The sequence below is a fragment of the Acinetobacter sp. YH16052 genome, from assembly GCF_013417155.1.
Taxonomy (GTDB): Bacteria; Pseudomonadota; Gammaproteobacteria; order Pseudomonadales; family Moraxellaceae; genus Acinetobacter.
Genome location: NZ_VPEO01000002.1, coordinates 182045 through 207593 on the forward strand (window position 1 = coordinate 182045; position 25549 = coordinate 207593).

Genomic DNA, 25549 nt, shown 5'->3' on the forward strand with positions numbered 1-25549 from the left:
TACGTAACAAACGTATAATTTTAATATAGCAATTAAAAGAATTTGATGAGTAGGCATTTATAGCATGACAGCATTACAGGGGTCGCCAAGATTTACCGGATTTATTCGTCGTTTGGTCGAGGAAGGCGTCATCTCGGCTGAAGATATGCGCAGTGCGTTGGCGCATGCCAAACAAGAAAAAGTCGATATTGTGGCTGAGTTAATTAACCAGCAGCAGCTTTCTCCGACCGTCATTGCTGAAACGATTTCAGTTGAATTTGGCGAACCGCTGTTTGATATCAGTGCCTATGATCCTGCCCAAATTTTGCGGGATGCGATTGATGAAAAGCTGATTACCAAGCATCGCATCCTGCCAATTTTTAAAAATTCTAGTATTTTATATGTTGCGACCAGTAACCCCACCAATATCGAAGCAATTGATGCAGTCCGTTTTTCCACCAAACTCAATATTGAAACCATTATTGTTGAACACAATAAACTTGAAAAACTGATCGAGCAGAATTTTACCGAAGAAAGCACCTTTGAATTCGATGAAGATTTCGACCTGGATGTTGATGTCGACACCTCAGATCCGAATAAAGAAGATGAAGAAAGCAATAAAGGTGATGAAGCGCCGATTGTCAAATATATTAATAAATTGCTGATTGATGCGATCCGTATGGGGGCTTCAGACTTACACTTTGAACCTTATGAAAAAATCTATCGGGTACGTTACCGGGTCGATGGGGTGCTACGTCAGATTGCAACCCCGCCCTTACAGCTGGCAAATCGCCTGTCTTCGCGTCTTAAGGTTATGTCGCAAATGGACATTTCGGAAAAGCGTGTACCTCAAGATGGTCGTATTAAGTTAAAACTTTCTAAGAATAAAGCCATTGATTTCCGTGTTAACTCTCTCCCTACCCTGTTTGGCGAGAAGCTGGTACTGCGTATTCTGGATCCATCCAGCGCGATGCTGGGGATTGATGCTCTGGGCTATGAACCGGAACAAAAAGAACTGTTTATGCAGGCACTGGACAAACCGCAAGGGATGCTGCTGATCACCGGTCCGACCGGTTCCGGTAAAACAGTTTCTCTTTATACCGGTCTGAATATTTTAAACCGTGAAGATACCAATATCTCAACGGCGGAAGATCCGGTCGAGATTAACCTGCAAGGGATTAATCAGGTTAATGTCAACAATAAAGTCGGCCTGACCTTCTCTGCCGCACTGAAGTCCTTCTTACGCCAAGACCCGGATATCGTAATGGTCGGTGAGATCCGGGATCTGGAAACTGCCGAGATTGCGATTAAAGCTGCGCAGACCGGTCATATGGTGATGTCGACCTTACATACCAACAGTGCGCCTGAGACCTTGACCCGTTTACGTAATATGGGCGTACCTTCTTTCAACATTGCCACCTCGGTGAATCTAGTTATTGCACAACGACTGGCACGTCGCTTGTGTTCGCAATGCAAGAAACCTGCCGAGATTCCGCAACAGAGCTTATTAGAAATGGGCTTTACCGAAACGGACCTGCAGCAACCTGAGTTCCAAATTTATGAACCGGTGGGCTGCAATGAATGTCGCGAAGGCTATAAGGGTCGTGTAGGTATTTATGAAGTTATGAAAGTAACACCCGAAATTTCCAGAATTATTATGGAGGACGGCAATGCACTTGAAATTGCCGATGCTTCCGCACGTGCAGGTTTTAACAATTTACGCCGGTCAGGTTTAATCAAGGTGATGCAGGGGGTAACTTCTTTACAGGAAGTCAATCGTGTCACCAGCGAATGATCGGGCGCTGATCTAAAATAAGGATAAAGGTATGGCAGCAGTAAAGAAAGGCCAGATGATGCCGATCTTCAGCTATGAAGGAATTGATCGCAAAGGGGCAAAGATCAAGGGGGAATTGCCAGCAAAAAATATGGCTTTGGCCAAGGTCACCCTTCGTAAACAAGGCATCAGCATAAAAACCATTCGGGAAAAGAAAAAAAATATCCTTGAAGGCTTGATGAAAAAAAAAGTCTCGACACTGGATATTACAATTTTTACCCGACAGTTGGCGACCATGATGAAAGCCGGGGTACCCCTGGTACAAGGCTTTGAAATTGTCGCAGAGGGTCTGGAAAATCCAGCCATGCGCGAAGTGGTACTGGGAATTAAAGGTGAGGTCGAAGGCGGTAATACCTTTGCCGGTGCACTGCGCAAATATCCACAATACTTCGATAAACTATTCTGTTCGCTAGTCGAATCAGGTGAACAGTCTGGTGCTCTTGAAACCATGCTGGATCGTGTTGCGATTTACAAAGAAAAGAGTGAATTACTCAAGCAAAAAATCAAAAAGGCCATGAAATATCCAGCGACGGTGGTTGTAGTCGCCCTGATTGTTACTATTATTCTGATGGTTAAAGTGGTACCTGTTTTTCAGGACTTATTCTCTTCATTTGGCGCTGATCTACCCGCTTTTACCAAGATGGTGGTCAATATGTCAGAATGGATGCAAAAATATTGGTTCCTGCTGATTATTGCCATTGGGGTCGTGATTACAGCTTTTCTTGAAGCCAAAAAACGTAGCAAGAAATTCCGCGATTTTCTGGATAAGGCCGCACTCAAAGCACCGATTTTTGGGGATTTGGTATATAAAGCGATTATTGCACGTTATAGCCGTACCCTCGCCACAACTTTCGCAGCCGGTGTACCCTTGATTGATGCGCTGGAATCTACTGCCGGCGCCACCAATAACGTAGTCTATGAAGATGCTGTGATGAAAATTCGTGAAGATGTTGCCACAGGCCAACAGCTGCAGTTTGCTATGCGGGTCACCAACAAGTTTCCTTCCATGGCTATCCAAATGGTCGCAATTGGTGAAGAGTCAGGTGCGCTAGATGCCATGCTGGACAAAGTAGCCACGCATTATGAAAATGAAGTCGACAATGCAGTTGACGGCTTAACTTCGATGATGGAGCCGTTAATTATGGCTGTTCTTGGTGTGCTTGTCGGTGGTCTAGTGATCGCCATGTACCTTCCAATTTTCCAAATGGGTTCTGTGGTTTAATGCAAGATCTTATTCAATATTTTATTCAAAACCCAACGGCGCTGTATATCGCAGTTGGGCTTTTTAGTTTATGTATAGGCAGCTTTCTGAATGTAGTGATTTACCGCACTCCCAAGATGATGGAACAGGAATGGCGTACCGATTGCCAGATGTTCCTGCATCCGGAACAGCCGGTGATTGATGAAGCGAAATTAAGTTTAAGCAAACCCGCTTCGACTTGTCCTAAATGCCATCAGCCGATCCGCTGGTACCAGAATATCCCCGTTATCAGCTGGCTGGTCCTGCGCGGAAAATGTAGCAATTGCCAGAATCCCATCAGTATCCGTTATCCATTTGTTGAAATTCTGACGGCAGTTTGTGCACTGCTTGTCGTAGCAGTATTTGGCCCGACAATGCAAATGCTGTTTGGTCTGATCCTGACTTATGTGCTGATTGCCCTAACCTTTATTGATTTTGATACCCAGTTATTACCGGACCGTTATACCCTGCCCCTGGCTGCACTAGGTCTGGGCGTAAATAGTTATGCACTCTATACCTCCCCAAGCTCTGCCATCTGGGGCTACATCATTGGCTTTTTATGTTTATGGATAGTGTATTACCTGTTTAAAATCATTACCGGCAAGGAAGGCATGGGTTATGGCGATTTTAAATTGCTAGCCGCTTTGGGTGCCTGGATGGGTCCGTTATTACTGCCTTTAATTGTGCTGTTGTCTTCCCTGGTAGGTGCGATTATTGGCATCATTCTGCTAAAAGTTCGCAAGGAAAATCAGCCTTTTGCTTTTGGTCCTTATATTGCGATTGCCGGCTGGATTGCTTTTCTTTGGGGTGAACAAATTATGAAAGTGTATTTAGGTCAATAAATTGAAATTTGTACTCGGTTTAACTGGTGGGATTGGCAGTGGCAAGTCTGCTGCCAGTCAATGGTTTGAAGCACAAGGGATCACGGTAGTCGATGCCGATGTGGTAGCACGTGAAGTGGTCGAAATTGGTCAGCCTGCACTGGCCCAGATTCAGCAGGCTTTTGGTGATTGGGTATTACTTGAAGATGGTTCACTAAATCGTCGTGCCTTGCGTGAATATATCTTCCAATCTCCTGAAGCACGCAAGACCCTGGAAAGTATTACCCATCCGGCAATTCGCACTTCCATTATCCAGCAACTACATGCTGCGCAAAGTCCCTATGCCATTCTGGTTTCACCACTTTTATTTGAAACCAATCAGCACGAACTCACTCAGCATACCTTACTGATTGATGCCACCATCGAACTGCAAATTGAGCGGGCCTCGCAACGTGATGGCCAGAATATCGAACAAATTCGCAATATCATTGCCGCCCAAATGTCCCGCGAACAAAAGCAGACCATGGCCGATGATATTGTCCTAAATGATGGTCATCTGGATCATCTCTATGCTCATCTCAGACCATTACATCAAAAATATTTAAACATGGCAGCCAGCTGAAGCATAAAAAAAGCAGTCTTAATGAGACTGCTTTTTTTGTTCTGCTAATTTTCGGCTCAGACTATCCTGATGCTGTAACCAGCGCCACGGCTGTAAGGCCCCGACTGCCATACCCATCAGGCCACACACCATGGCCAGGCTTAAAGTTTCATTTAATAAAGGTACAGCCAGAATTGCCGCAATAAAAGGTGCAAGATTGGTAATACTGCCTGCCTTAAATGCACCGAGACGCTTGATGGCTTCCACATAGCTTAAAGTGGCAATAATCACCACAAATATGCCGTGAAAAATGGTCTGAAACAGTAAATGCTTGGGTTCAGGCACATTCAGGTTTTTCGGTAAAAATAATAGGTAAATTGGCACATATATCACTGCCGACCAGATCGCGACACCACACATTGCCTGCCATGCAGTTAGCTGATATTTACGCAATAAAACAGTAAAAATCGCCCAAAGTATGGCACTGATAAAAAACAGCCCGTCCCCTGCCCCAAAGGCTACACCAGTTTCCCGATACATCAGCATACTCATGAGACATAGTACGACGATCATAATGATCAGGCTGGCCCAGGTATGTTTATCAAAAGCCTGCCCCATCAGAAAAAAAGCCATGATCGCGGTACAGATCGGAATACAGCCATTCAAGAAAATTGCAGCATGGGCGGTAGGTGCGTAGTGAAAAGCACTATAGGCAAACAGGCAATAAATCACTCCGCCAATCATAGCTAAAATAAAAGGCTCTTTTTTCAGTAAAAAAGCGGCCTCTTTACGATAAAGCAAGATCGGCATCAGAATCAGGAAGGCCAAAGAAAAACGCAAGGCCACAATATCCCAAGCACTGATCTGCCACAGCGCATTCAGGCGGGCTGTTAAAGTAAAACCGCCCCAGATGCACATGGTAACAACTAAAAAAACATAGCCTTGGGTACGGTCTGACAATGCCATCATCAATTAAAGATTACGTTGACGGCAAGCTTCATACAGTGCCATACCTGTAGCCACACTGACATTCAGACTTTGCAGATTACCTGCCATCGGGATATACACGGTCTGATCACATTGGCTTTGCGTAATTGGACGCAGACCAGTATCTTCCGCGCCCATCACCACACAGACGCCGGTACCGGTGAAATCAAAATTCTGGATCGGCAGCGCTTTTTCATCCAGCATGGTACCGACAACACGAATATTGAAATCTTCTTTAATTTGACCCAAAGTACGCGCCAGATTGGTGACCTGAATGAATTTGACTTTGTCCGCACCACCAGCAGCCACTTTACGTGCTGTCGGGGTTAAAGTTGCAGAACGATCACGTGGCGCAATCACTGCCTCAACGCCCATTGCAGCGGCTGTACGGATACAGGCACCGAGATTGTGCGGATCGGTAATATGATCAAGAGCCAATAACAATGCTTGAGGATTCGCACTCAACAATGATTCAAGATCTTTTTCATTCAGGGTTGGATGAGCACGTACCGCAGCGACCACGCCTTGGTGAAACGGTTGCCCGGCCAGTTTCTCCAGTTTGTCACGGCTGGCTTGCTGCACACTGATCCCAAACGGTTCAGCCAGTTCCAGTACACGCTTTAAACGCTGATCATCGCGTCCTTTGAGAGTGAATAATGTCAAGACACGTTCAGGCTCAAGCTCTAACAATGACTCCACTGAATGTACGCCATAAAAATATTCAGGTTTTGCCATGAACGACCTCTAGATTAGTTATATAAAAAAGAAAAATCCCGTAAAGCTGACTTCACAGGATTTCTATGGCTGATTAGTTTAACCGATTCGCACTGAAATTTCTTGCACGGTTTGCACTGATCTTGAATCTGGACTTAACCTTCAAAATGGCAGACATAGTCCAGCACATCATCGGTTTCAATTTTAAAACGACTATTGCCCGGCACATAGAAAGACTGTCCCGCACGGAACAACTCACTTTCTTCACTATCGCCAATCTGAACACGGCATTCACCTGAAACAATTTCCATGCGCTCAGGAACATGTGTTTCAAAGGTCAAGGCATTTTCTGATGGCAGAATGACACCCAAAGTTTTTTTGGTCCCGTCTTCAAATTGTACAATGTGGCTAATACACAACCCGCCGAAATATACATTAGATTTTTTAAGTACCGATACATGATCAAACTGAGCTGACATGCGATTTCTCCAGATAAAGCATTTTGTAATATTTTGATTGCTGTAGTTTAAATGTGCACCCTCAACTAATCAATCGAAGTTTGTCGGCGTCGATCAAATATTCTGTATCACCTGAACCCCTTCTATTTACAGCATGTTTTGGCCTGTATTTTGCTGATAGATAAACTTAAGTTTCGATCTGCACGCGCTCTTTTAAAAACAGGCTCAATTGAGTCTTTAATTTAAAGATTGGGGATGTCAAAAATATGAAAATCAGCAGTGAATTAACATACTTCTGAGTCAGCTTCTTGCGAAAATACAGTGAAATAAGCATATATGAATCGTTAAAATTTAAGATAGAATGAAATTGATTCGTCCTGATTTATAATAATCACAGCCATGTTGTGACCCAAATCCAACATCAGGCTATTTCAATCAAACTTTTCGCAGCCCGGATGCGTTTATGCTGACACATTTAACTCTGATCAATTTTGCTTTAGCCGAGCATCTTGCTATTGATATTGATAAAGGTTTTAACGTTTTAACCGGTGAAACCGGTGCAGGTAAATCCCTGTTACTGGATGCATTGTCTGCCTGTCTGGGTGAGCGAACCGATACCAATTATGTGCGTTATGGCGCAGAAAAAGCCGATGTCACTGCCAGTTTCAGCTATCAGGAACACAGTCCTGAAGCCGCCTGGTTAAAAGAACATGAACTGGATGATGAGTCAGGTGAAATTCATTTACGTAGGGTGATCTTTGCCACCGGCCGTAGCAAGGCCTGGATCAATGGACGTCCGAGCAGCCTGTCTGAACTGAAAGAAATTGGGCGTTTACTGGTACAACTTTATAGTCAGCATAGTCAGCAACAATTATTAGAACCGCCTTATCCGAAGCACTGGCTGGATCGTTATTATCATTTTTATGCACCGGCCCAAGCAGTACGTGATGCGTATAGCACTTGGCAAAAAAATATCCGCCAGCATCAAGCAGCTTTAGACGCACAAGCGACACGCAAGCAGCGTCTGGAAACCCTGGAACTACAACTCGAAGAACTGGAAGAAATTGTTCAGACGGATTATCCTGAAATTGAGCAGGAATTTGATCGGCTCTCGCATCATGAAGCCATTATGCAGGACTGTGTCTATAGCCTGAATGTGCTGGATGAAGCTGAACAGAATATCACTCAGGAACTGGCATCAATTATGCGTCGGGTTGAGTCGCATGCCGGACGCAGTGAGCAGCTCTCCGGGATTTATACTTCCCTGCTGAATGCACAAAGCGAACTTGAAGATGCAGCAGCGAATTTACGCCAGTTCATGGATCGGCAGAGTTTTGATCCAGAACGCATGGAAGTGCTGAATTCAACTTTGGAAATCTTCCATCGTCTGGCACGTAAGTATCGGACCCAGCCAGAGTTGCTCAAAGAAGAATATGAAGCCTGGCAAAGTGAATTGGAACAGTTACATCAACTGGAAGATCCGGAAACACTCGCTGAGCAGGTAGCAGTGTCTTATCAGGAGTTTCTGGATAAGGCCCAACATCTGGATCAGATTCGCCGTGAAGCCGCAGCACCGTTGGCCAAACAGCTCACTGAGCAGGTTAAACAACTGGCATTGCCTGAAGCACATTTTGAGTTTAAGTTTGAGCCTTTGGAACATCCATCTAGTGAAGGTCTCAGCTTTATTCAATTGCTCTTTACTGCCAATAAAGGCATTCCAGCACAGCCACTGGCTCGGGTTGCATCAGGTGGTGAACTCTCGCGTATTGCGCTAGTGATGCAAGTCATGAATGCGGAAAAAACCGAAGCTGAAGTGCTGGTCTTTGATGAAATTGATGTCGGGATTAGTGGTGGTACCGCAGAGATTGTCGGGCGTTTACTGGCCGATCTGGCCCAGCATGTACAGATTCTGTGTATTACCCATCAGGCACAAGTGGCAGCACAATCTGATCAGCATCTACTGGTAAAAAAACAGCAGACTGATCCTGCCAGCAGCACAATCATTCACCTTGAGGAAAATGAAATTATTCAGGAGCTTGCAAGAATGACAGGCGGTGTAGAGATTAGTGAAACCACCTTGCAACATGCCCGCCAGTTACGTCAGCTGAAATTTCAGCAGGCTTGAGCTACTTGTAAAGCGACACATAAAAAATCCCTGCATTTAGGTCAGAGATTCTTTATGTGTTAAAAATCATTCGAACTAATATTAACTTACCATTTTACAGGTTGATCGCTTGAACCTGGCGTCATTTCATAGCCCGGTGATGAATCATAAGATTGACCAGTCTGCGACTGTACAGGCTGTAATTTTAAGCCCTGTAAAATTTCCGGGTTTAAGCCCTGAGCAATTTTATCCGCCGTACTGTCATTTAAACTATTGGTCAGAATATTCTGTGTCATTAAATTAGACAGAGTTCGATTGAAAGTGCCCGCTGCTACCACTTTACTGGTATTGGCTTCAATGACACGCCAGCTTAAACGCACTTGTTCAGCGCCGGCATTCAAACCATACATTTGCTGATGGCTGGCACTAGACAGATCATTAATTCGTCCCACCAGTAAATAGTCTGCTCCAACTTTCTGACCAATACGCGCCAGCTCATGCGGTGCACCATCCCAATACAGGAATGCATTTTCAGACTGCATTTCATCCAGATAATGACGATCTACCACACTCAACTGTCCGCTTTGAGCCAGATAATTTCCTAAAGTATCGGATAATTCCTGACTAAACTCATAGGCAGATGTGTCATTGGCCAGTCGGTTATTTTTCTCGGCCATCTGGAATGGCAATACTGCAATCCTGCGCAAATGCTGGTCTTGTACAGTCGATTCAAACTTCACCACATGTGCGCGAACTTTGGCACGGTAATTATTTTTTGCACCCGTCACACTCAGCACCTGAAACTTGGTCACTGAACCTGAACCCTGATTTGCCACACTAAAAACTGGTGAAACTTTACCGTTATAACTCCAGCCCTGATTATTCACCGATACAGAAACAGTCTCTTCATAATTCATTTGGGAAGAAACTGAAGCACCATTTACCGATTGCACAGCAATTAATAAGGCTTCAGAAATCGCCTGGTGTTGAGTTGGACCACTTCCACTGGCTTCTTTAACCACTTCTTTAATGGCTGCAAAGGCCGGAGCGCTCAACAATCCAGACAACAGGCCTGCAAGTAATATTTTTTTCATATTATATTCTTCTACAGTCACTGTGCCAAAAGCACAGTGACCTTCATTGAAATTACAGACCAAAAGTCGAGCGTTTGCCTGCCTTACGGATTTCTTTCTCGCCAGTCCACTCTACGATACCAGTTTGCAGGTTTTGCAATTTAAAAGTGAACTTGTAATACACATCACTCTTGCCACCGGCATTCTTCACAATACTCGACAAGTTGCCATTTAGCATAAATTCGGCACCAATATGACCACCGGCACGTACTGCTGTTGACTGGTTCACCATACCGCTCTGCTTTTGATAAGCTAGCTGCTGTGCCACCGCATTCACCGATTTCATATCAACAAAACGAAATTTTCCAGAATTGATTAGTTTGTTCTGAATACTGTCAGTAATCGATTCGGTATCGATATGTTCCTGGGTTTTGTTATGAATCCGATCAAGGACAATGACCGGACGGCGGTTTTGGGTCATTTGCACCACTGGCGGGAACATCAACATGTCATCCACCATTTTGGCTGCAATCATTTGCAAGTCAGTTGAACCAAAGTCTGTGGTTAAGGTTTCGACTGCTTGGGCATCACCATAACTTACTGAACCAGTAGAGGCACAGCCACTAAGCAGTGTCGTAGTTGCCAATGCGGCGAAAATCAATTTTGCGTTCATTTCAAGTCTCTCTTATTTTTTCAAATACACAACAACATCAACAGCAGATGGATTTGGCGCCAAGGACTGCACACCTTTGGTTTCACGTCCGGTTAACTGGATCGGCTTCCAGATGGCACCTTCAGGATTAACTTCCACACCTTGTGCATCCACCCAAACAATCTTGTAGCTAAAATCTTTATTGTTAAAACGGCGGTTTTTGATCGCGATTGAAGCACGCTTTAAATCACCAACCAAGCTCATATTCACACGTTCCACAAAGACTTCCGTAGTTAATACCGGATTATTGGTAATGGTGCGGATACTCATTTCATTATTGGCATTGGTTTGGGTAGATAAGGCATTCGGTGCGGTACAACCCACCATGAACAGCGCCCCTAAACCAAGTACAGCAAAGCTAAATTGACGTTTCATATTGTTCCCTTATTTATGATTAATGTGGAATGGTGCTTACACTAGCCGTAATTTTGTCATTAACATGATGGGCATAGACAAACACTGTTTGATTGGCTTTCACATCTAGGGTGACCGGAGAGCTAGATACACTCCCGCTAGAAAGTTGTAAATTATGTTTGCCCGGCGTTAAATTTAAGCGCGCAATCTGGGCATTACTCGGCAAGGTACTCCAGCCACGCAAGTCAGCACGCTCAGTCGCCATATTTAAGACGTTACCGGCAAGTTGACCAAACACACCAAACTGGTTACCAAGTTCTTTTTGTGCGGCATATTTTGCAGTGGCGCGCAGCACCTGACTGCTCACATTCGCCATAATTTTTTCTTTGAGGTCCTTGACGGCCAAAGCACCAATATCACTAATCACATAACTGTCTTGTAAAGCTTTATTATTGACTTTCACTTTCAGGCTAGTTGGTATCACATAGGTACTTGGTTCATAGGTCGCAAAAGCAATATTGATTAAACCGCCCGGTGTAGGGACATCAATTTTATTTTCCACCTTTTGCGGTACAATTCCCTGTTCGATAAATACAATCACCGGAACACTGCCCTTTTTATGCTGTGTGACCAGTTGATCCAGACGTTTCACGTCTTCGGAAATTTGCTTATCTGGTTGTAACTCATAAGCTTTCTTATAATCAACCAAGGCATCATTGTATTCACCCAAGGTTTCCCATAAATTGGCTGCCATATAAAAAGCGTAGGCATTCTGATAGCTGTTCTTAATCTTGCCGGCTATGGGGTCCAGACCGACAAAAGCTTCATCCAGCACACTCAGATTCTTCTCTGCTTCCGTGTTTTTAGCTACTTTGTCTTTTTTCTTTTCTAGTTCTTTTTGGTGTGCCAATTCGATTTCACGCTGGAGGCCCTGAGCCACGCGCATTTCTACCGCAGCAGCTTCCAGATCCTTTAAGAAAATATAGTTTTTAGCTTGGGAAATATGCGCCAGCACCTGCTCATGTGCTGGTACCAGATAAGGCACTACAGAGTCATTGCTGACCATGGCAAGAGCCTTAAACCCCATTCGGGACACACTAATTTTGGCCCGATTTTTTTGTTTTTCTAACAGCGTAAAGGCTTGCTTATAATAATCTCGGCTTTCTTCATATTGATGGTTAACTTGTAATAAGCGGGCTTGTTCAAGTAAATATAAAACTCCATCCTTTGAATCAGCTTTGTCCTTAAACTGAGTAATGAGGTTTTCAGATAAAGCGCTATTCAAATGACTACGGAAAAAACTACCTTCTTCATTATAACTACTAAATACTGCTGCCTGTGAAGTGACCGACACAGAAAATAGCGCAGAAATTAAAGTCCCTTTTAAAATATGATGCATAACAACCCCATTAAAAAAATAAATTAAAGATGAAAATTTCTGCATTCTACGAACAAAGCAATATGGTTTCAATATGTATATTTTGTATAATAATTGAAATATTCTGTACAATATATCGCAAATTTATTACATAAATAAACAAATATTATAGTTTGTTATCTAATATTGACCATTTTTTAATCACTAGAAACTATGTATCGAAATATAGTTAGAGCTTAATTAATGAGCTGAGATTGTAATAACTTGCCTTTGGTTTTCAGATAAATTCTATTTAAAAGCAAGAAACTATATATAGTCTACTTTTAACCATGAATGATCTATTGTTATTATTTAATTCATTCCACCACAATATATTTAATATTTTTTATTAAAATTTAAGTAAGTTTTTACTCGGTTTATCTGGCTGTTTTAGCATAAATAAAAAACGCTTAAAACTACCTCCCATCATTTAAATAAAATCACTGAAGGTCTTTTTAAAAGGAATTTTAAAACCGGCCTTAACCTGTTCATGCCTGATTTACCCCATATCCAAGTTGTCAGCCTAAGCATTTTATGGGATAACTAGCAGGAAGAAAGCCGCTGTTTGAGTGATTACAATTAGGCCCGTAGGCCATGCTTCACTTTTTCAGACTGCATAGCATACTGACTTTGGGAGAACTGCTCAGGTGACCAAACAGTTTCTGACACATCGTTGTCTGATTGCACCACCGCATGCGAATGATGATTTTTTTGCCCAGACGGTCATTTATCTCGCGCGTCATGATGAAGATGGTGCCCAAGGCATCATTATCAATCGACCTGCCGGCATTCAAATTAAAGAATTGCTGAATGATCTTGATATTGAAGCAGACAATGTCAATCCGCATGAAGTATTACAAGGCGGCCCTTTACGCCCTGAGGCCGGTTTTGTCTTGCATACTGGTCAGCCGACCTGGCATTCCTCCATCGCCGTAGGTGAAAATGTCTGCATTACCACTTCCAAAGATATTCTGGATGCCATTGCGCATAATGAAGGGGTCGGTCGCTATCAGATTGCCCTCGGTTATGCCAGTTGGGGCAAACACCAGCTGGAACAGGAAATTGCCCGTGGTGACTGGCTGATTTGTGATTCCGATATGGATCTGATTTTTAACCTCCCTTATAACGACCGTTGGGACGCTGCCTATAAAAAAATGGGTGTAGACCGCAACTGGTTATCTTCCGAGATTGGACATGCTTGATGTAAACGCGCCATACACCATTATGGCGTTTGATTTCGGTACACAAAAAATGGGAATATCGGTTGGACAATCCCTGATTGCAAGTGCCAATCCACTGCCCTTATTTCCCATGAAAGATGGTATCCCCAACTGGGATGAACTGCTCAAAATCGTGAAAAGCCATCAACCGAATTTATTTCTGGTCGGCTTACCCTTGAATATGGATGATAGTGAATCCGAACTATCGACACGGGCGCGAAAATTTGCCCGCCGTTTACGTCATCAGACCAATATTGAAACCTGGATGGTAGATGAACGTCTGACCACCCGTGAAGCACGCGATGAGCTGGATCATTATCAGGCTCAAGGTCGCGGCAAAAAACTCTCTGCCGACAGCATTGCGGCTGCCTTGTTGATTGAAAGCTGGTATCGTCATCCTGCCGGGATCACGCCTTAATCTGTCTTGAAAATTTTTTAAATCAGCATCCTTCAGGGTGCTTTTTTATGCTCAAAAATGCTTCTTAAGGATAAAAATAACGAAAAGTCAGATTAATTCTCGGCGTTAAAACTTTGCTGGTTTTGCTGATACTGTGCTTCCAGTGTTGCTGTGTCGCGCCACGCATCACAATCAACTGTCCACTGTGTAACAGCACATCGACTTTCTCATTGTGGGTTTTATGTTTAAAGCTCATTTTACGGGTGGCTCCCAGACTCAGAGAAGCAATGACATTTTCCCGAGAAGTGCCTGTATATAGCGCCGGTTCATCATCACTATGCCAACCCAAGCCTTGAGAACCATCTTCATACAAATTGGCCAGACAGGAATTAAAGGGATGACCGACCAGAATTTCAATATGCTGCTTTAAACGGAATAATCCGGGTGTCCATACCTGAGCTTGTTTGAGCGTACCAGAATAACGATACTGATAATGTTCATCGCCATACCAGACCACCTGGCGGCCGGTGACATGGTGCTTGCCAAATAAATGCACTTCATCATGTTGCCAGGCCAGCTGACTGAGAAAATGCTGTAGATACTGCTGGCTTTGTCCCTCATCCAAAATCAGGCCATAATCCTCCACTACCCCATCAAAAGGTAATACATTGGCTTGCGGCTGGGGTGCAAATAAATCGAGAGTCATATCCATCAGATCCAGTATCCACATGAAAATACTGACATTCGACCTAAAGGATTACAACTGCTCTTCACAAATGACTACAACATTTATGCTTGTGGCTGGCATGATTCCTGCCTAGACTGAATTCAACTTTCACAATAAAAATAATCCTTTTATGAACTTATGGCAGCTGTTTCAGAAACTTCGTCCCTTTGTTCAGCCTTACCGGTTGCTGGTGATTGCCACGCTGATTCTCACCCTGATCGGTTCATTCACCGCACAGGTCAATGCCATTACCTTGCAATATGCGGTCGACAGTATCAATTCGTTACTCGAAGCCGGTCAAGGACTGGAACAAGGCTGGCATATTCTGATCACGATTTCGGCAATTTTGCTCGGCAAAGAAGTTATTAATGCCTTTGTTCAGTTCGGGCAGAAGTTCTATGGAGAGAAACTGCGGATTTTTGTCTCTCAGGATCTGGCCCAGGGGATTATTGAAAAGTTTTTAAAATATCGTCTGGAATTTTTTAATCAGGAAAATAACCAGGCCGGTAAATTACAGACCCGGATTGACCGTGGTATTGGTTCACTGACCCGTCTCGTTCAGATCTTCTTTATTGATATTTTACCGTTATTTACCAGTGCCATTGTGGCTTTGGGGTTAATGTATTATGCCAATGTTTATGTCGGTCTGGTCGCGACTGCCATTGTCCCGATCTATTTCTGGTTGACCTATAAACAGGCGCAAAAGCTGGGGGGCTGGCGCCGCAGTCTTCGCGATGGTCGGGAGAAAAAGAGTCAGGGCATTCTCAGCATCATCAACTCGATTACCGTAATCAAATCCTTTAACCACGAATCGATTGAATCGGAAAAGCAGCTCGGTTTACAGCGTGAACTGACCGACAATCAGATGAAAACCCGCCAGACCAGTTTCCTGTTTGATGGCCTGAAAACTTTTCTGGAACAGATCGGGATTGTACTCATCATTATTCTAACCTCCTACTTTGTGCTGGATGGCCAGATGAGTATTGGCATGATCATGTTTCATGTGTTGCTATTTAATAATGTCTCTGCCCCAATCCGATCCCTGCACCGGATTTATGATGAAGTAAATGACGCCATGATCTATTCAGAAAGCTTTTTCAAGATTCTGGAAGCAGATGATGAAATTGAACAAAGCGGTCAGCAGAAACCGATTGTCCAAGGAAAATTTGAACTGAGTGGCGTGAATTTTTATTATCCAAACGGCCACCATGCCCTGAAAGATATTGATATGGAAATTCGTCCCAATAAAATTACCGCCTTGGTGGGCTTATCGGGTGCCGGAAAATCCACCCTGATCAGTTTGCTGGATAAATTTTATGAACCACAGCAAGGCCAGATCAAACTGGATGGCATTGACCTGAAAGATTATGACACCCAATATCTACGCGATCATATTGGTCTGGTCTTGCAAAAAAACCATATTTTTCAGGGCACCATCTTTGACAATATCCGCTACGGCAAAACTACTGCCTCAATGGAGGATGTAATTGAAGCGGCAGAAAAAGCCTCGATTCATGAGCAGATTTTACAGTTACCGGATGGCTATGACAGCGATGCCTTGATGCTGTCTGGCGGCCAGCAGCAACGGATTGCCTTGGCACGGATGTTCCTGAAAAATCCACCAATCATTTTTCTGGATGAACCGACGGCGAGTCTGGATGCAATTGCCACGGAACAGATCAAACAAAGTCTGGACCAGATCAAGCAAGGCCGTACCGTGATCATCATTTCGCATAGCCTGTCGCAGATTATTGATGCAGATTATACCTATGTGATGAAAGAAGGAACGATTGCTGAACATGGTGAACACGATCAGCTTTATCATCAGCAAGGCGTATATAAGGAAATCTTTGATGCGATGGCCAAGAGCCTAAATATTGAAAAAATTGCCAAAACTTTTGAAGATGATGCTGAGGAAGAAACTTATAGTTAGCTTTTCTATCCCAATAAAAAACCTCCGAGCTGGAGGTTTTTTTATTTAAGTCTGGAACGTTTAACGCTGAACTTTCTGTTCAATTTCTTCAACGCTGGTATGACGCACATCAAAACCTTTGACCATATAGATCACCTGTTCCGAAATATTCCGGGCATGATCGCCAATTCTTTCGAGTGAACGCAGCACCCATAATACATTGATGACACGACTGATATGCCGCGGATCTTCAATCATATAAGTCATAAGCGTACGTGTGGCTGATTGATACTCACGGTCAATATCCGCATCTGCCAACATGACCTTCAAAGCTTGATCTACATCCAGACGCGCAAAAGCATCCAGTGCATCATGAATCATCACCCGCACCTGGTTGCCAATATGCCGGGTTTCCATATAACCGCGCGGTGAGCCGCCCTCTTCACATAAGCTTTGTGCAATTCGGCCTATTTTCGAGGCTTCATCGCCGATCCGTTCCAGATCGGTATTGGCCTTGGACATGGCAAGCACCATACGTAAATCAATCGCGGCAGGATGACGGCGCGCCAGAATCAGGGTCAGCGCTTCATCAATATCTCGTTCCATCTGATTGACGACATTATCTTGAAACTGCACATCTACTGCCATTGAGACATCTGTGTCCAATAGGGCATGAATGGCATTAGCTACCTGCTGTTCTACCAGTCCGCCCATCGTCATGAATTTGGTATTTACGTCCTGCAGTTCTTCATTAAATTGCGAAGAAATGTGATGACTTAATACAGGATTATTTGGACACAAGGAAAGCTACTCCTGAACGATAGAGGACAATGATCAATAATAAATCATATTAAAGCATATCTATGATGAAAGTTTGATGACAATAGTAGCCTCATAGAGGCTGAGGCGAATCATATTCAATCAGCCAGGCATTCAGCTCTGCCAGTTCCTTTTCGGTTAACTGCCCGACCGAGGCCTGCAATTGCAGCACATGCAACAGATAATCATATTTGGCATTCAAATAATCGGTCTTGGCAGAAAAGGCATTACGCTGTGCCAGCAACACATCGACCATGGTTTTTAAGCCTTCCTGATATTGGGCTCTGGACGCTTGTGAGACAATTTCCGAAGAGTCCATCGCGGCTTTACGTGCATTCAGTTTGGCCTGATCGGTTTCTACCTGCATAAAGGACTGTTTCACATCGGTATTGGCTTTACGGATGGCTGCATCCAGTTGCGCTTCACTTTTTTGCACATTAACGCCGGCCTGACGGATACTTTTTTGCGTGCGTCCACCGCTAAATACATTCCAGTTCACCTCCACCCCAATCTGGTCGAAATCTCCATTGCTGGACATGATCGTAGCCGGACTTTGCTTTAAATAGCCATAGGTTCCGACCGCTTCGACCTGCGGATAGAGCGCGGCTTGCTCAACCCGTTTGGCATCTTCAGAATAGCGCTTTTGCAGACGCGCTTGCAGAATATTCAGATTTTGGCTTTGTGCTAATTCGGTCCAGGACTGCATATCACTTGGAACCGGTTTCTGGAACTGGAAATCGTTGCGTAATACCGCCAGATTTTCCTGATAAGGGCCGATTAACTGTGCCAGCTGTTCTTGGGCCAGTACCAGCTGAACTTGAGTCGAAATCCGGTTGGCTTGGGCACTTTGATACTGGGCATTAGCTTCACTGACCTCACTACGCGCCACCAAACCTTCTTTCAGCTTAGCATTCATCATGCGTAACTGTTCAGACAGCGCCTGCTCTTCCTGTAAATAAGCCGTAGTCAAAGACTGCTGCCGCAAGACATTAAAATAGGCTTCGGCCACCTGTAAAATATGCTGCTGTTTTTGCAGACGCAGATTGACTTCACTGAGTTCGACCGAGGTCTTGACCTGCTTATAACCTTGCCAGGCATCCCAGCGAAATAAAGGTTGGCGTGCGGTTAAGGCCACCTGACGGCTGGTTGTACTGGAACTTTGCAACTCACCAAATTCAGCAGGCAAACCTTCAGACTCTGAGTTGTTGACGGACTGGTTTTTACGGGTCACACTTCCAGATAAAGTCACGGTCGGCAGCAAATTTCCGCCTGCAATCCCCAGATTGAGCTGATCAGATTGGTACTGCAACACATTCGCCTGCCAATTTGGATCATTTTGCTGGGCGCGTGCATACGCTTCTTGTAAATCCAGGGCAAAAATCGCCGGACTAATTAATAGCAATAAACCGGCCATGACACTGAGTTTTAATTTCATTTTATAGTGTTACCCCCTAACAGCCATTCAGATCAAAAAATTCTGGCGCTTTAAGCTAAGCCATACTAAAGAGATCTCTCGAATTTTTACGTATGATTTTTATTAACTTTTTAATATAACTATCGCGTTTTATTCACGATTAATTCAATTTTCAAGATCTCTGTCTGCAATGTAACAAAGCAATTCACAATACTAAACATAGTATTTTAATTTGATCTATACAATATACCTCCCAGTAAGGCCGTTATTTTCTGAATTCACCTATACAGAGTCCTGAAGCACAGTGTTAATGCCATTCCCGTCGATATTCAAAGCCTGTTTCATTGCCGGCAGTTTGCTGTTTCTGGGAGGCTGTCAGCAGCCCTCAGAATCACAGCTCCAGATTGAACAGCCTGAAGCGAGTCAAGCCCAAAGTCCAGTCAATGACTTCAGCCTCATGTGCCAGAATATTGAAAAAAACATGTCCCAGATTAATGACCAGCGTACGACTTTTGCGCTGGAACAGATTAATCAGGATCTTAAAGTGTGCCTGCCCTTAATGGAACTGGCAGAGCAGAAAAATCTGATGTTGCGCTCTACTGAAATGTATCAGCGCTTTTTAAAGGTGGATCGCACCGAATTTCAGCAACGCGCCTTTGAGCAGTATGCACTGGAAATGGCCCAGCATCCGACCATTCAGCACGCGCATTTTCAACAGCTCACCTCACGTGACCAGTATCTGTTAAAACACAAGGGGCAGGCTTATGTAGAACTGCTGGATCTGGGAGATGGCACTTTACATTATCGCCGCAGTCCGGAATATCTAGCGCGTATTTTTGCTCCTTATTTACCGGCCGCTGAAAAAGCCTTTATTGAAAATCTGGCGGAACAGAATATGGAACCAGTACTGGTGGAAAAACGCCTGCAGATTGAAGCCGCTGATATTGCAGCCCGCAGCCTGCTTTGGGAAGATTATCTCAAGACTTATCCCAATAGCAGCTATAAAAGAGATGCCGAATATCTGCTGAAGCAATATACCTATTTCCTGTTTAGAGGTACCGAGCAATCACCGGTGTCTGAAGATTATCGCGATCGTTATGCTGTCGATACCAGTCATCTGGAAACTATTATTGGGCTGTCGAGCGGCCAGAAATCCATGCTGTCCACACAGGCACGCCTGTTTCTGGAATTTCTGGACATGACTCCGGAACAGCGCCAGCAAGCCTTGCCTGCTGATTATAGAAACCGTTCGGAAGCAGAACAGATTCTGTACTATGCCCAGATCAGTCCGCCCTCACAAAAATACGATAAAGACTGTTTTACCGATGCCATCTGCATCTAGTTCATCAGTGATAGAGTCAGTTCATTTGACAAGGTCTGAATCACTCCTTGCTTAAAGTTGAGAGATTTAAACCTGTTTATTCTGCCTAAACTGAGCTAAGCTTTAGCCTCGCTTGACGGAGCGCGAGTAAATCCTCGCTGAGATCATGTGATTCCTTTTGTCGTTATCAGGAATTGAGCATGAGTACCGTTGAACCTGATCAGGTTAATACCTGCGTAGGAATCAAGCCAGCTAAAAACTCAACCCTTGCTTTATCTGTTCAGGATAAATCTGCCTACGTTTTTGGTCGTGCTTGATTCGTTGATGTCATTCATAAGGATCATAGCCATGAACCAGTTAACGAATCTTTCTTCTGAAACTTCTCTCTCCGCTCATGAACAGGAAGCCCGTGATCTAACACGGATTCTGCCCGCTTCACGTAAAGTCTATCTGCAAGGTTCCCGTCCTGATATTCAGGTACCCATGCGGGAAATTTCCTTAAGTGAAACCCCGACCAGTCTGGGTGGCGAACATAATCCACCTTTGATGGTCTATGACACTTCGGGTGTGTATACCGACCCCAACGTGACGATTGACCTGAACAAAGGTCTGCCGAATGTTCGTGAAAGCTGGATTGAACAGCGCAACGATAGCGAAATTCTGGATCAGCTCAGTTCTGAATTTGGCCGCCAGCGTTTACGCGACATCCGCACAGCCGCGATCCGTTTCGCACATATCCAAAAACCACGTAAAGCCAAACGTGGCTGCAACATTACCCAGATGCATTATGCCAAGCAAGGCATCATCACCCCGGAAATGGAATACATCGCCATTCGTGAAAACCTGCGCCAGCATGAAGGTGTCGATATGCGCCAACATCCGGGCCAGAATTTTGGTGCCCAGAATTTACGCGAAATCACGCCAGAATTTGTGCGTCAGGAAGTCGCCGCAGGACGCGCGATTATTCCGGCCAATATCAATCATCCGGAACTAGAACCGATGATCATCGGGCGTAATTTTTTGGTGAAAATCAATGCCAATATTGGTAATTCTGCACTCGGTTCAAGTATCGAAGAAGAAGTCTCGAAAATGACCTGGGCGACGCGCTGGGGTGCAGATACGATTATGGATCTGTCAACCGGCCAGAATATTCATGAAACCCGGGAATGGATTATCCGGAATTCTCCAGTGCCGATCGGAACCGTACCAATCTATCAGGCACTGGAAAAAGTCAATGGTGTGGCCGAAGACCTGACCTGGGAGATCTTTAAAGACACCCTGATTGAACAAGCCGAACAAGGCGTGGACTATTTCACCATTCATGCCGGCGTGCTTTTAAGATATGTACCGCTGACGGCCAACCGTTTGACCGGTATCGTATCGCGTGGCGGTTCGATCATGGCGCAGTGGTGTCTGGCACATCATCAGGAAAACTTCCTGTATACCCATTTCGATGAAATCTGCGAAATCATGAAAGCTTATGACGTATCGTTCAGTCTCGGCGATGGCCTACGTCCAGGCTGTGTGCAGGATGCCAATGACGAAGCACAATTTGCCGAACTCAGAACTTTGGGCGAACTGACCCATCGTGCCTGGGAGCATGATGTTCAAGTGATGATCGAAGGTCCGGGGCATGTCCCGATGCATATGATCAAGGAAAATATGGACCTGCAACTGGAAGTCTGTAAGGAAGCGCCATTTTATACCTTGGGGCCACTCACCACCGATATCGCACCGGGTTATGACCACATTACTTCAGCCATCGGCGCTGCGATGATTGGCTGGTATGGTACTGCAATGCTGTGTTATGTCACTCCTAAGGAGCATTTAGGCTTACCCAATAAAAAGGATGTCAAAGACGGCATTATTACCTACAAGATTGCCGCGCATGCAGCCGATCTGGCCAAAGGTCATCCGGGAGCACAGGCCCGGGATAATGCCCTGTCCAAGGCGCGTTTTGAGTTCCGCTGGGAAGACCAGTTTAACTTGAGTCTGGATCCGGACACGGCGCGCAGCATGCATGATGAAACCATGCCGAAAGCGGCGCATAAATCTGCGCACTTTTGTTCCATGTGCGGACCGAAGTTCTGTTCAATGAAGATTAGCCAGAATGTTCGTGATTATGCCAGTCAACAGGCTAATCCTGATCAGCCAGCAAGCTCTCAGGCCGAAATTGAAGCGGGTATGGATCAGATGAAAGCCAGCTTCCACAAATCTGGTCAAAATTTATACCACAAACTATAAAACTGTAAAAAAAACAGTTGTCTTCAAAAAAAACTCAGATAGGATGAAAATAAATCAATTCATTCTATCTGAGCATATGAATATTATTAAACAGGCCTCTTATAATAAAAAAGACTTTAGCGTAGAGGCACGTGAGTTCTTGTACCGGGGATTTATTCAGGTAGAACAAGTCAGCCTGAAACACCGTTTATTTAATCAGGAAAGCTCAACCCCTGTTTTGCAACGTGAGCTGATTCACCGGCCAGAAGCAGCGGGTGTGCTGATGTACAACCATCAACAGCAGAAATTCGGCCTGATTGAACAGTTCCGGATTGGTGGACTGGACGATATCGATTCTCCTTGGCAACTCGAAGTGATTGCTGGCGTTCTGGATGGCAATGAAGCGCCTGAAGCGTGCATCCGCCGCGAGGCACTTGAAGAATCAGGCTGTACCCTGGATGAGCTACAGCACATTTTCAGCTTCTATCCTTCCGCCGGAGCATGTTCCGAATTATTTCATTTATATGTGGCCCAGACCGAATTACCTGAACAGGGTGGTGTTTTTGGCATGCCGGATGAAGGTGAAAATATCCAGCTGCATATTCTGGATTATGCCGATATTCCGTCCTTGCTCACGAATGGTCGCTTAAGAAATGCACCTGTCATTATGGCCTTGCAATGGTTGCAACAACATATTCATACTGCAGGAATATGTCTAAGGGGAAAGACATGAGTTTTCAGCAGTCAAGCACACAGCCGGATTGGACCATTATCCAGATTTCTGATACTCATCTGATGGATCGGGAAGAGCTGGAATTTGCCCGGATGAATCCCGAGCAGAGTTTTCATGAAGTGATGCAGCAGATCCAACAACGTTTCCCCCAAATGGATGCACTGATTCATACCGGTGATCTGGCGCAGGTGCCGGTCGAACAGACTTATCAGCGCTATTTAGCATTTGTCCAGTCTTTAAACGTGCCGCATTATCAGATTCCAGGTAACCATGACGATTCTCGGGTGTTCCCTTTTCACCAGAATGCGAATCAGGTACATGCCATTCATTTTGGCACCTGGACCATGATCCTGTTAAATAGTGCTGTTCAAGGCAAGATCGATGGCTGGGTGGAACAGGCTCAACTCGATCAATTGGACCAATTATTGCTTGAATTTAAACATCAGCATGTCATTGTGGCTTGTCATCACCATCCTTTTGCGATGAAATCGCACTGGATTGATCAGCACCGGCTGAAAAATGCTGAAGATTTGAAAGATGTACTGGCTCGGCATCATAATATCAAGCTGGTTCTGTTTGGTCATGTGCATCAGGATTCCTGCAACGAATGGCATGGCATCTACTTTTTATCCACGCCATCGACCAGTGTGCAGTTTAAACCTAAAAGTGAAGATTTCGCGCTAGATCAGGCGGCACCAGGTTATCGTGTATTACATTTGCAACAAAATGGTGAGTTTGATACCTATATTGAACGGGTGGCATTGAGCCAGCAAAATATTAATACCGAAATTTCAGGTTATTAACTTTTCAATTTGTTTTTTTTGCATTACTTTATTGCAACCAAAGGAAATGTGATATGCATAGTCCAGACATCAAAGACTATCAATAAGCATAAAAAGTCTATATGATGACGGCCCCCATAGGAGGATAATCTTTCTACAGGGTGGATAAAAAACTGCATATCACCATATTTTTTGCGTAGCAATCATACGCATAGATGAGGAATGCCCTAAATGGCGAATGACAACCAAAATCAAGTCTTAGACAATCAAACTGATGTTGTAGAAGAGAAAGCTGCAAAGCGCGTACGCAAATCTAAGCCTAAAACGACTGACGGTGGTTCTACTGCTAGCTTATTTGGTATTGAACCTTATCAACCTAAAAAAAATGAAGAATACATGTCTGAAGGTCAGCTTCAGCATTTCCGCCAAATCTTGCTGGCTTGGAAAGCTGAGTTGATGTCAGAAGTGGATCGTACCCTGAATACGATGCAAGACGAAAATACTGCTCTTCCAGATGTGAATGACCGTGCGACTCAGGAAGAAGAGTTTGCGATTGAGTTACGTACCCGTGACCGTGAACGTAAACTGATTCGTAAAATCGAACAGTCGATCGAAGCAATCCAGAATGATGACTATGGTTTCTGTGAAACTTGTGGTATCGAGATTGGCTTGCGTCGTTTAGAAGCACGTCCAACGGCTACTTTATGTATTGACTGCAAAACCCTTGCAGAGATCAAAGAGAAGCAAAATAACGGTTAAGTATGTCTGTAAATAATCCTCCCCTAACCCCTCCTTTAAAAAAGGAGGGGGACAACAGGATGGCTTATGTGGGCCGGTTCGCGCCATCACCAACCGGCCCTTTGCATTTTGGCTCCCTCATTACCGCAGTTGCCAGTTACTGCGATGCCAAAGCCAATCAAGGCACATGGCTGGTCCGGATTGAAGACACCGATATTCCCCGCATTTATCCAGGCAGCGAAGATCATATCCTGCGTGCCATGGATGCCTTTCAGCTTGAACCTGATGCCGAAATCATTTTCCAGAAAGACCGTTTAGATATTTACGAAGACGTCATCCAGCAATTACGTCAGCAAGACCTAGTCTATGCCTGTCAATGTACCCGTAAAATGCTCGGTTCCAACCATATCTATCAGGATACCTGCCGCAACTTGGGTCTGGCTTTTGAGCATCAGGCCATCCGTTTAAAAGTTGAAGATGTTGAAATCTGTTTTGAAGACCGGCTGCAAGGTCAGCACTGTTCAGAACTGAAAAAAGATCTGGGCGATTTTGTCTTAAAACGTCGTGACGGCATTATGAATTACCAGCTGGCTGTAGTAGTCGATGACTATCTGCAAGGTATGACTCATGCGGTACGTGGAGCTGATCTTTTAGATAATACCGAACGGCAAATCTATCTGGGACAGTTACTCGGTTATCCGCGTCTGAGCTATATGCATCTACCGCTGGCAATGAATGATCAGGGGCAAAAACTGTCAAAACAGAATCTGGCCCAAGCACTGGATTTAACTCAGGCACCCCAATTATTAAAACAGGCACTTCAGGCTTTGCATCAGGCTGAAGTTGATTTGGACACTCCCGATCGGATGCTGCAACAGGCGGTAGTACAATGGGACATTGAGCGGATTCCACATACAACTGAGCTACAAGGTCACTATTTATAAAAACAGCTTTTCACTTAAGCTAGAC

The 25549-nt window shown here is 44.4% G+C and carries 24 protein-coding genes and 1 riboswitch; of the genes, 14 read left to right on the top strand and 10 right to left on the bottom strand.

Features of this window, described 5'->3' with window-relative positions; translation table 11 throughout:
* Positions 1–64: 64 nt before the first annotated feature.
* The 4 genes from pilB to coaE are packed head-to-tail and all read left to right on the top strand — an operon-like array spanning position 65 to position 4496.
* Complete coding sequence (gene pilB / locus FTV42_RS02330) at positions 65–1774, top strand: type IV-A pilus assembly ATPase PilB (protein WP_180037271.1); 1710 nt, start codon at positions 65–67, stop codon at positions 1772–1774.
* A 31-nt stretch (positions 1775–1805) separates the two neighbouring features.
* On the top strand, positions 1806–3035 hold the full coding sequence (locus FTV42_RS02335; protein ID WP_180037272.1) for a type II secretion system F family protein: 1230 nt from the start codon (positions 1806–1808) through the stop codon (positions 3033–3035).
* Entirely contained in the window at positions 3035–3895 is an 861-nt protein-coding gene (locus FTV42_RS02340; protein WP_180037273.1) for an A24 family peptidase, read from the top strand. The genes FTV42_RS02335 and FTV42_RS02340 overlap by 1 nt, the downstream gene beginning before the upstream one ends.
* A 1-nt stretch (position 3896) precedes the next feature.
* The gene (gene coaE / locus FTV42_RS02345; RefSeq protein WP_180037274.1) at positions 3897–4496 is read left to right on the top strand and encodes a dephospho-CoA kinase; all 600 of its coding nucleotides are present in this window, start codon (positions 3897–3899) and stop codon (positions 4494–4496) included.
* A gap of 18 nt (positions 4497–4514) precedes the next feature.
* On the opposite strand, the gene FTV42_RS02350 is transcribed toward coaE, so the two are convergent.
* The 3 genes from FTV42_RS02350 to FTV42_RS02360 form a co-directional block, all read right to left on the bottom strand.
* Positions 4515–5441 carry a DMT family transporter gene (locus tag FTV42_RS02350; protein ID WP_373683212.1) on the bottom strand — a complete coding sequence of 309 codons (927 nt, stop codon included), beginning with the start codon at positions 5439–5441 and terminating at the stop codon, positions 4515–4517.
* Positions 5442–5447: 6 nt separating this feature from the next.
* Positions 5448–6197, bottom strand: coding sequence for a 23S rRNA (guanosine(2251)-2'-O)-methyltransferase RlmB (gene rlmB, locus FTV42_RS02355; protein WP_180037276.1), 750 nt, complete (start codon positions 6195–6197; stop codon positions 5448–5450).
* A 134-nt stretch (positions 6198–6331) separates the two neighbouring features.
* On the bottom strand, positions 6332–6655 hold the full coding sequence (locus FTV42_RS02360; protein WP_004281089.1) for a pyrimidine/purine nucleoside phosphorylase: 324 nt from the start codon (positions 6653–6655) through the stop codon (positions 6332–6334).
* A 442-nt stretch (positions 6656–7097) separates the two neighbouring features.
* Here FTV42_RS02360 and recN point away from each other — a divergent pair, with 442 nt between their 5' ends.
* Positions 7098–8759 (top strand): DNA repair protein RecN, encoded by a 1662-nt coding sequence (gene recN, locus FTV42_RS02365; protein ID WP_180037277.1) that lies wholly within the window; start codon positions 7098–7100, stop codon positions 8757–8759.
* 86 nt (positions 8760–8845) lie between these two features.
* Here the strand turns inward: recN and FTV42_RS02370 are convergent, their stop codons facing one another.
* Genes FTV42_RS02370 through FTV42_RS02385 form a run of 4 tightly spaced genes read right to left on the bottom strand, consistent with a single transcriptional unit; the run spans position 8846 to position 12276 of the window.
* A complete protein-coding gene (locus FTV42_RS02370; protein WP_005108477.1) occupies positions 8846–9832 on the bottom strand; it encodes a CsgG/HfaB family protein in 987 nt (328 codons plus the stop codon).
* Between the two features lie 52 nt (positions 9833–9884).
* Complete coding sequence (gene lpoB / locus FTV42_RS02375) at positions 9885–10484, bottom strand: penicillin-binding protein activator LpoB (protein WP_005108476.1); 600 nt, start codon at positions 10482–10484, stop codon at positions 9885–9887.
* Positions 10485–10496: 12 nt separating this feature from the next.
* Positions 10497–10898 (bottom strand): YcfL family protein, encoded by a 402-nt coding sequence (locus FTV42_RS02380; protein ID WP_005248406.1) that lies wholly within the window; start codon positions 10896–10898, stop codon positions 10497–10499.
* 19 nt (positions 10899–10917) lie between these two features.
* Positions 10918–12276: a COG3014 family protein gene (locus tag FTV42_RS02385; protein WP_180037278.1), complete on the bottom strand. Its 1359-nt coding sequence runs from the start codon at positions 12274–12276 to the stop codon at positions 10918–10920.
* A gap of 665 nt (positions 12277–12941) precedes the next feature.
* Between FTV42_RS02385 and FTV42_RS02390 the strand changes: the two genes are divergently transcribed.
* Together FTV42_RS02390 and ruvX are read left to right on the top strand one after the other, a co-directional pair.
* Positions 12942–13496: a YqgE/AlgH family protein gene (locus FTV42_RS02390; RefSeq protein ID WP_004281085.1), complete on the top strand. Its 555-nt coding sequence runs from the start codon at positions 12942–12944 to the stop codon at positions 13494–13496.
* On the top strand, positions 13489–13932 hold the full coding sequence (ruvX, locus tag FTV42_RS02395; RefSeq protein WP_180037279.1) for a Holliday junction resolvase RuvX: 444 nt from the start codon (positions 13489–13491) through the stop codon (positions 13930–13932). The genes FTV42_RS02390 and ruvX overlap by 8 nt, the downstream gene beginning before the upstream one ends.
* A 64-nt stretch (positions 13933–13996) precedes the next feature.
* On the opposite strand, the gene FTV42_RS02400 is transcribed toward ruvX, so the two are convergent.
* The gene (locus FTV42_RS02400; RefSeq protein WP_180037280.1) at positions 13997–14617 is read right to left on the bottom strand and encodes an alpha-ketoglutarate-dependent dioxygenase AlkB; all 621 of its coding nucleotides are present in this window, start codon (positions 14615–14617) and stop codon (positions 13997–13999) included.
* A 151-nt stretch (positions 14618–14768) separates the two neighbouring features.
* Between FTV42_RS02400 and FTV42_RS02405 the strand changes: the two genes are divergently transcribed.
* Positions 14769–16571, top strand: a complete 1803-nt coding sequence (locus tag FTV42_RS02405; protein ID WP_180037281.1) for an ABC transporter ATP-binding protein — start codon at positions 14769–14771, stop codon at positions 16569–16571.
* 60 nt (positions 16572–16631) lie between these two features.
* Here the strand turns inward: FTV42_RS02405 and phoU are convergent, their stop codons facing one another.
* Both phoU and FTV42_RS02415 read right to left on the bottom strand, forming a co-directional pair.
* Positions 16632–17351, bottom strand: a complete 720-nt coding sequence (gene phoU / locus FTV42_RS02410) for a phosphate signaling complex protein PhoU (RefSeq protein WP_005108465.1) — start codon at positions 17349–17351, stop codon at positions 16632–16634.
* A gap of 91 nt (positions 17352–17442) precedes the next feature.
* On the bottom strand, positions 17443–18804 hold the full coding sequence (locus tag FTV42_RS02415) for a TolC family outer membrane protein (protein ID WP_180037282.1): 1362 nt from the start codon (positions 18802–18804) through the stop codon (positions 17443–17445).
* Positions 18805–19093: 289 nt separating this feature from the next.
* Here FTV42_RS02415 and FTV42_RS02420 point away from each other — a divergent pair, with 289 nt between their 5' ends.
* From FTV42_RS02420 to gluQRS, 6 genes are all read left to right on the top strand, one after another.
* The gene (locus FTV42_RS02420) at positions 19094–20125 is read left to right on the top strand and encodes a hypothetical protein (RefSeq protein WP_180037283.1); all 1032 of its coding nucleotides are present in this window, start codon (positions 19094–19096) and stop codon (positions 20123–20125) included.
* 106 nt (positions 20126–20231) lie between these two features.
* Positions 20232–20364, top strand: a riboswitch (TPP riboswitch).
* Between the two features lie 88 nt (positions 20365–20452).
* Entirely contained in the window at positions 20453–22348 is a 1896-nt protein-coding gene (gene thiC / locus FTV42_RS02425; RefSeq protein ID WP_180037284.1) for a phosphomethylpyrimidine synthase ThiC, read from the top strand.
* Between the two features lie 76 nt (positions 22349–22424).
* Positions 22425–23060 carry an NUDIX domain-containing protein gene (locus tag FTV42_RS02430; protein ID WP_180037285.1) on the top strand — a complete coding sequence of 212 codons (636 nt, stop codon included), beginning with the start codon at positions 22425–22427 and terminating at the stop codon, positions 23058–23060.
* On the top strand, positions 23057–23863 hold the full coding sequence (locus FTV42_RS02435; protein ID WP_180037286.1) for a metallophosphoesterase: 807 nt from the start codon (positions 23057–23059) through the stop codon (positions 23861–23863). Before FTV42_RS02430 ends, FTV42_RS02435 begins: the two co-directional genes overlap by 4 nt.
* Positions 23864–24073: 210 nt before the next feature.
* Positions 24074–24601 carry an RNA polymerase-binding protein DksA gene (gene dksA / locus FTV42_RS02440; RefSeq protein WP_004281072.1) on the top strand — a complete coding sequence of 176 codons (528 nt, stop codon included), beginning with the start codon at positions 24074–24076 and terminating at the stop codon, positions 24599–24601.
* 2 nt (positions 24602–24603) lie between these two features.
* The gene (gluQRS, locus tag FTV42_RS02445; RefSeq protein ID WP_257223376.1) at positions 24604–25524 is read left to right on the top strand and encodes a tRNA glutamyl-Q(34) synthetase GluQRS; all 921 of its coding nucleotides are present in this window, start codon (positions 24604–24606) and stop codon (positions 25522–25524) included.
* Positions 25525–25549 lie beyond the last annotated feature (25 nt).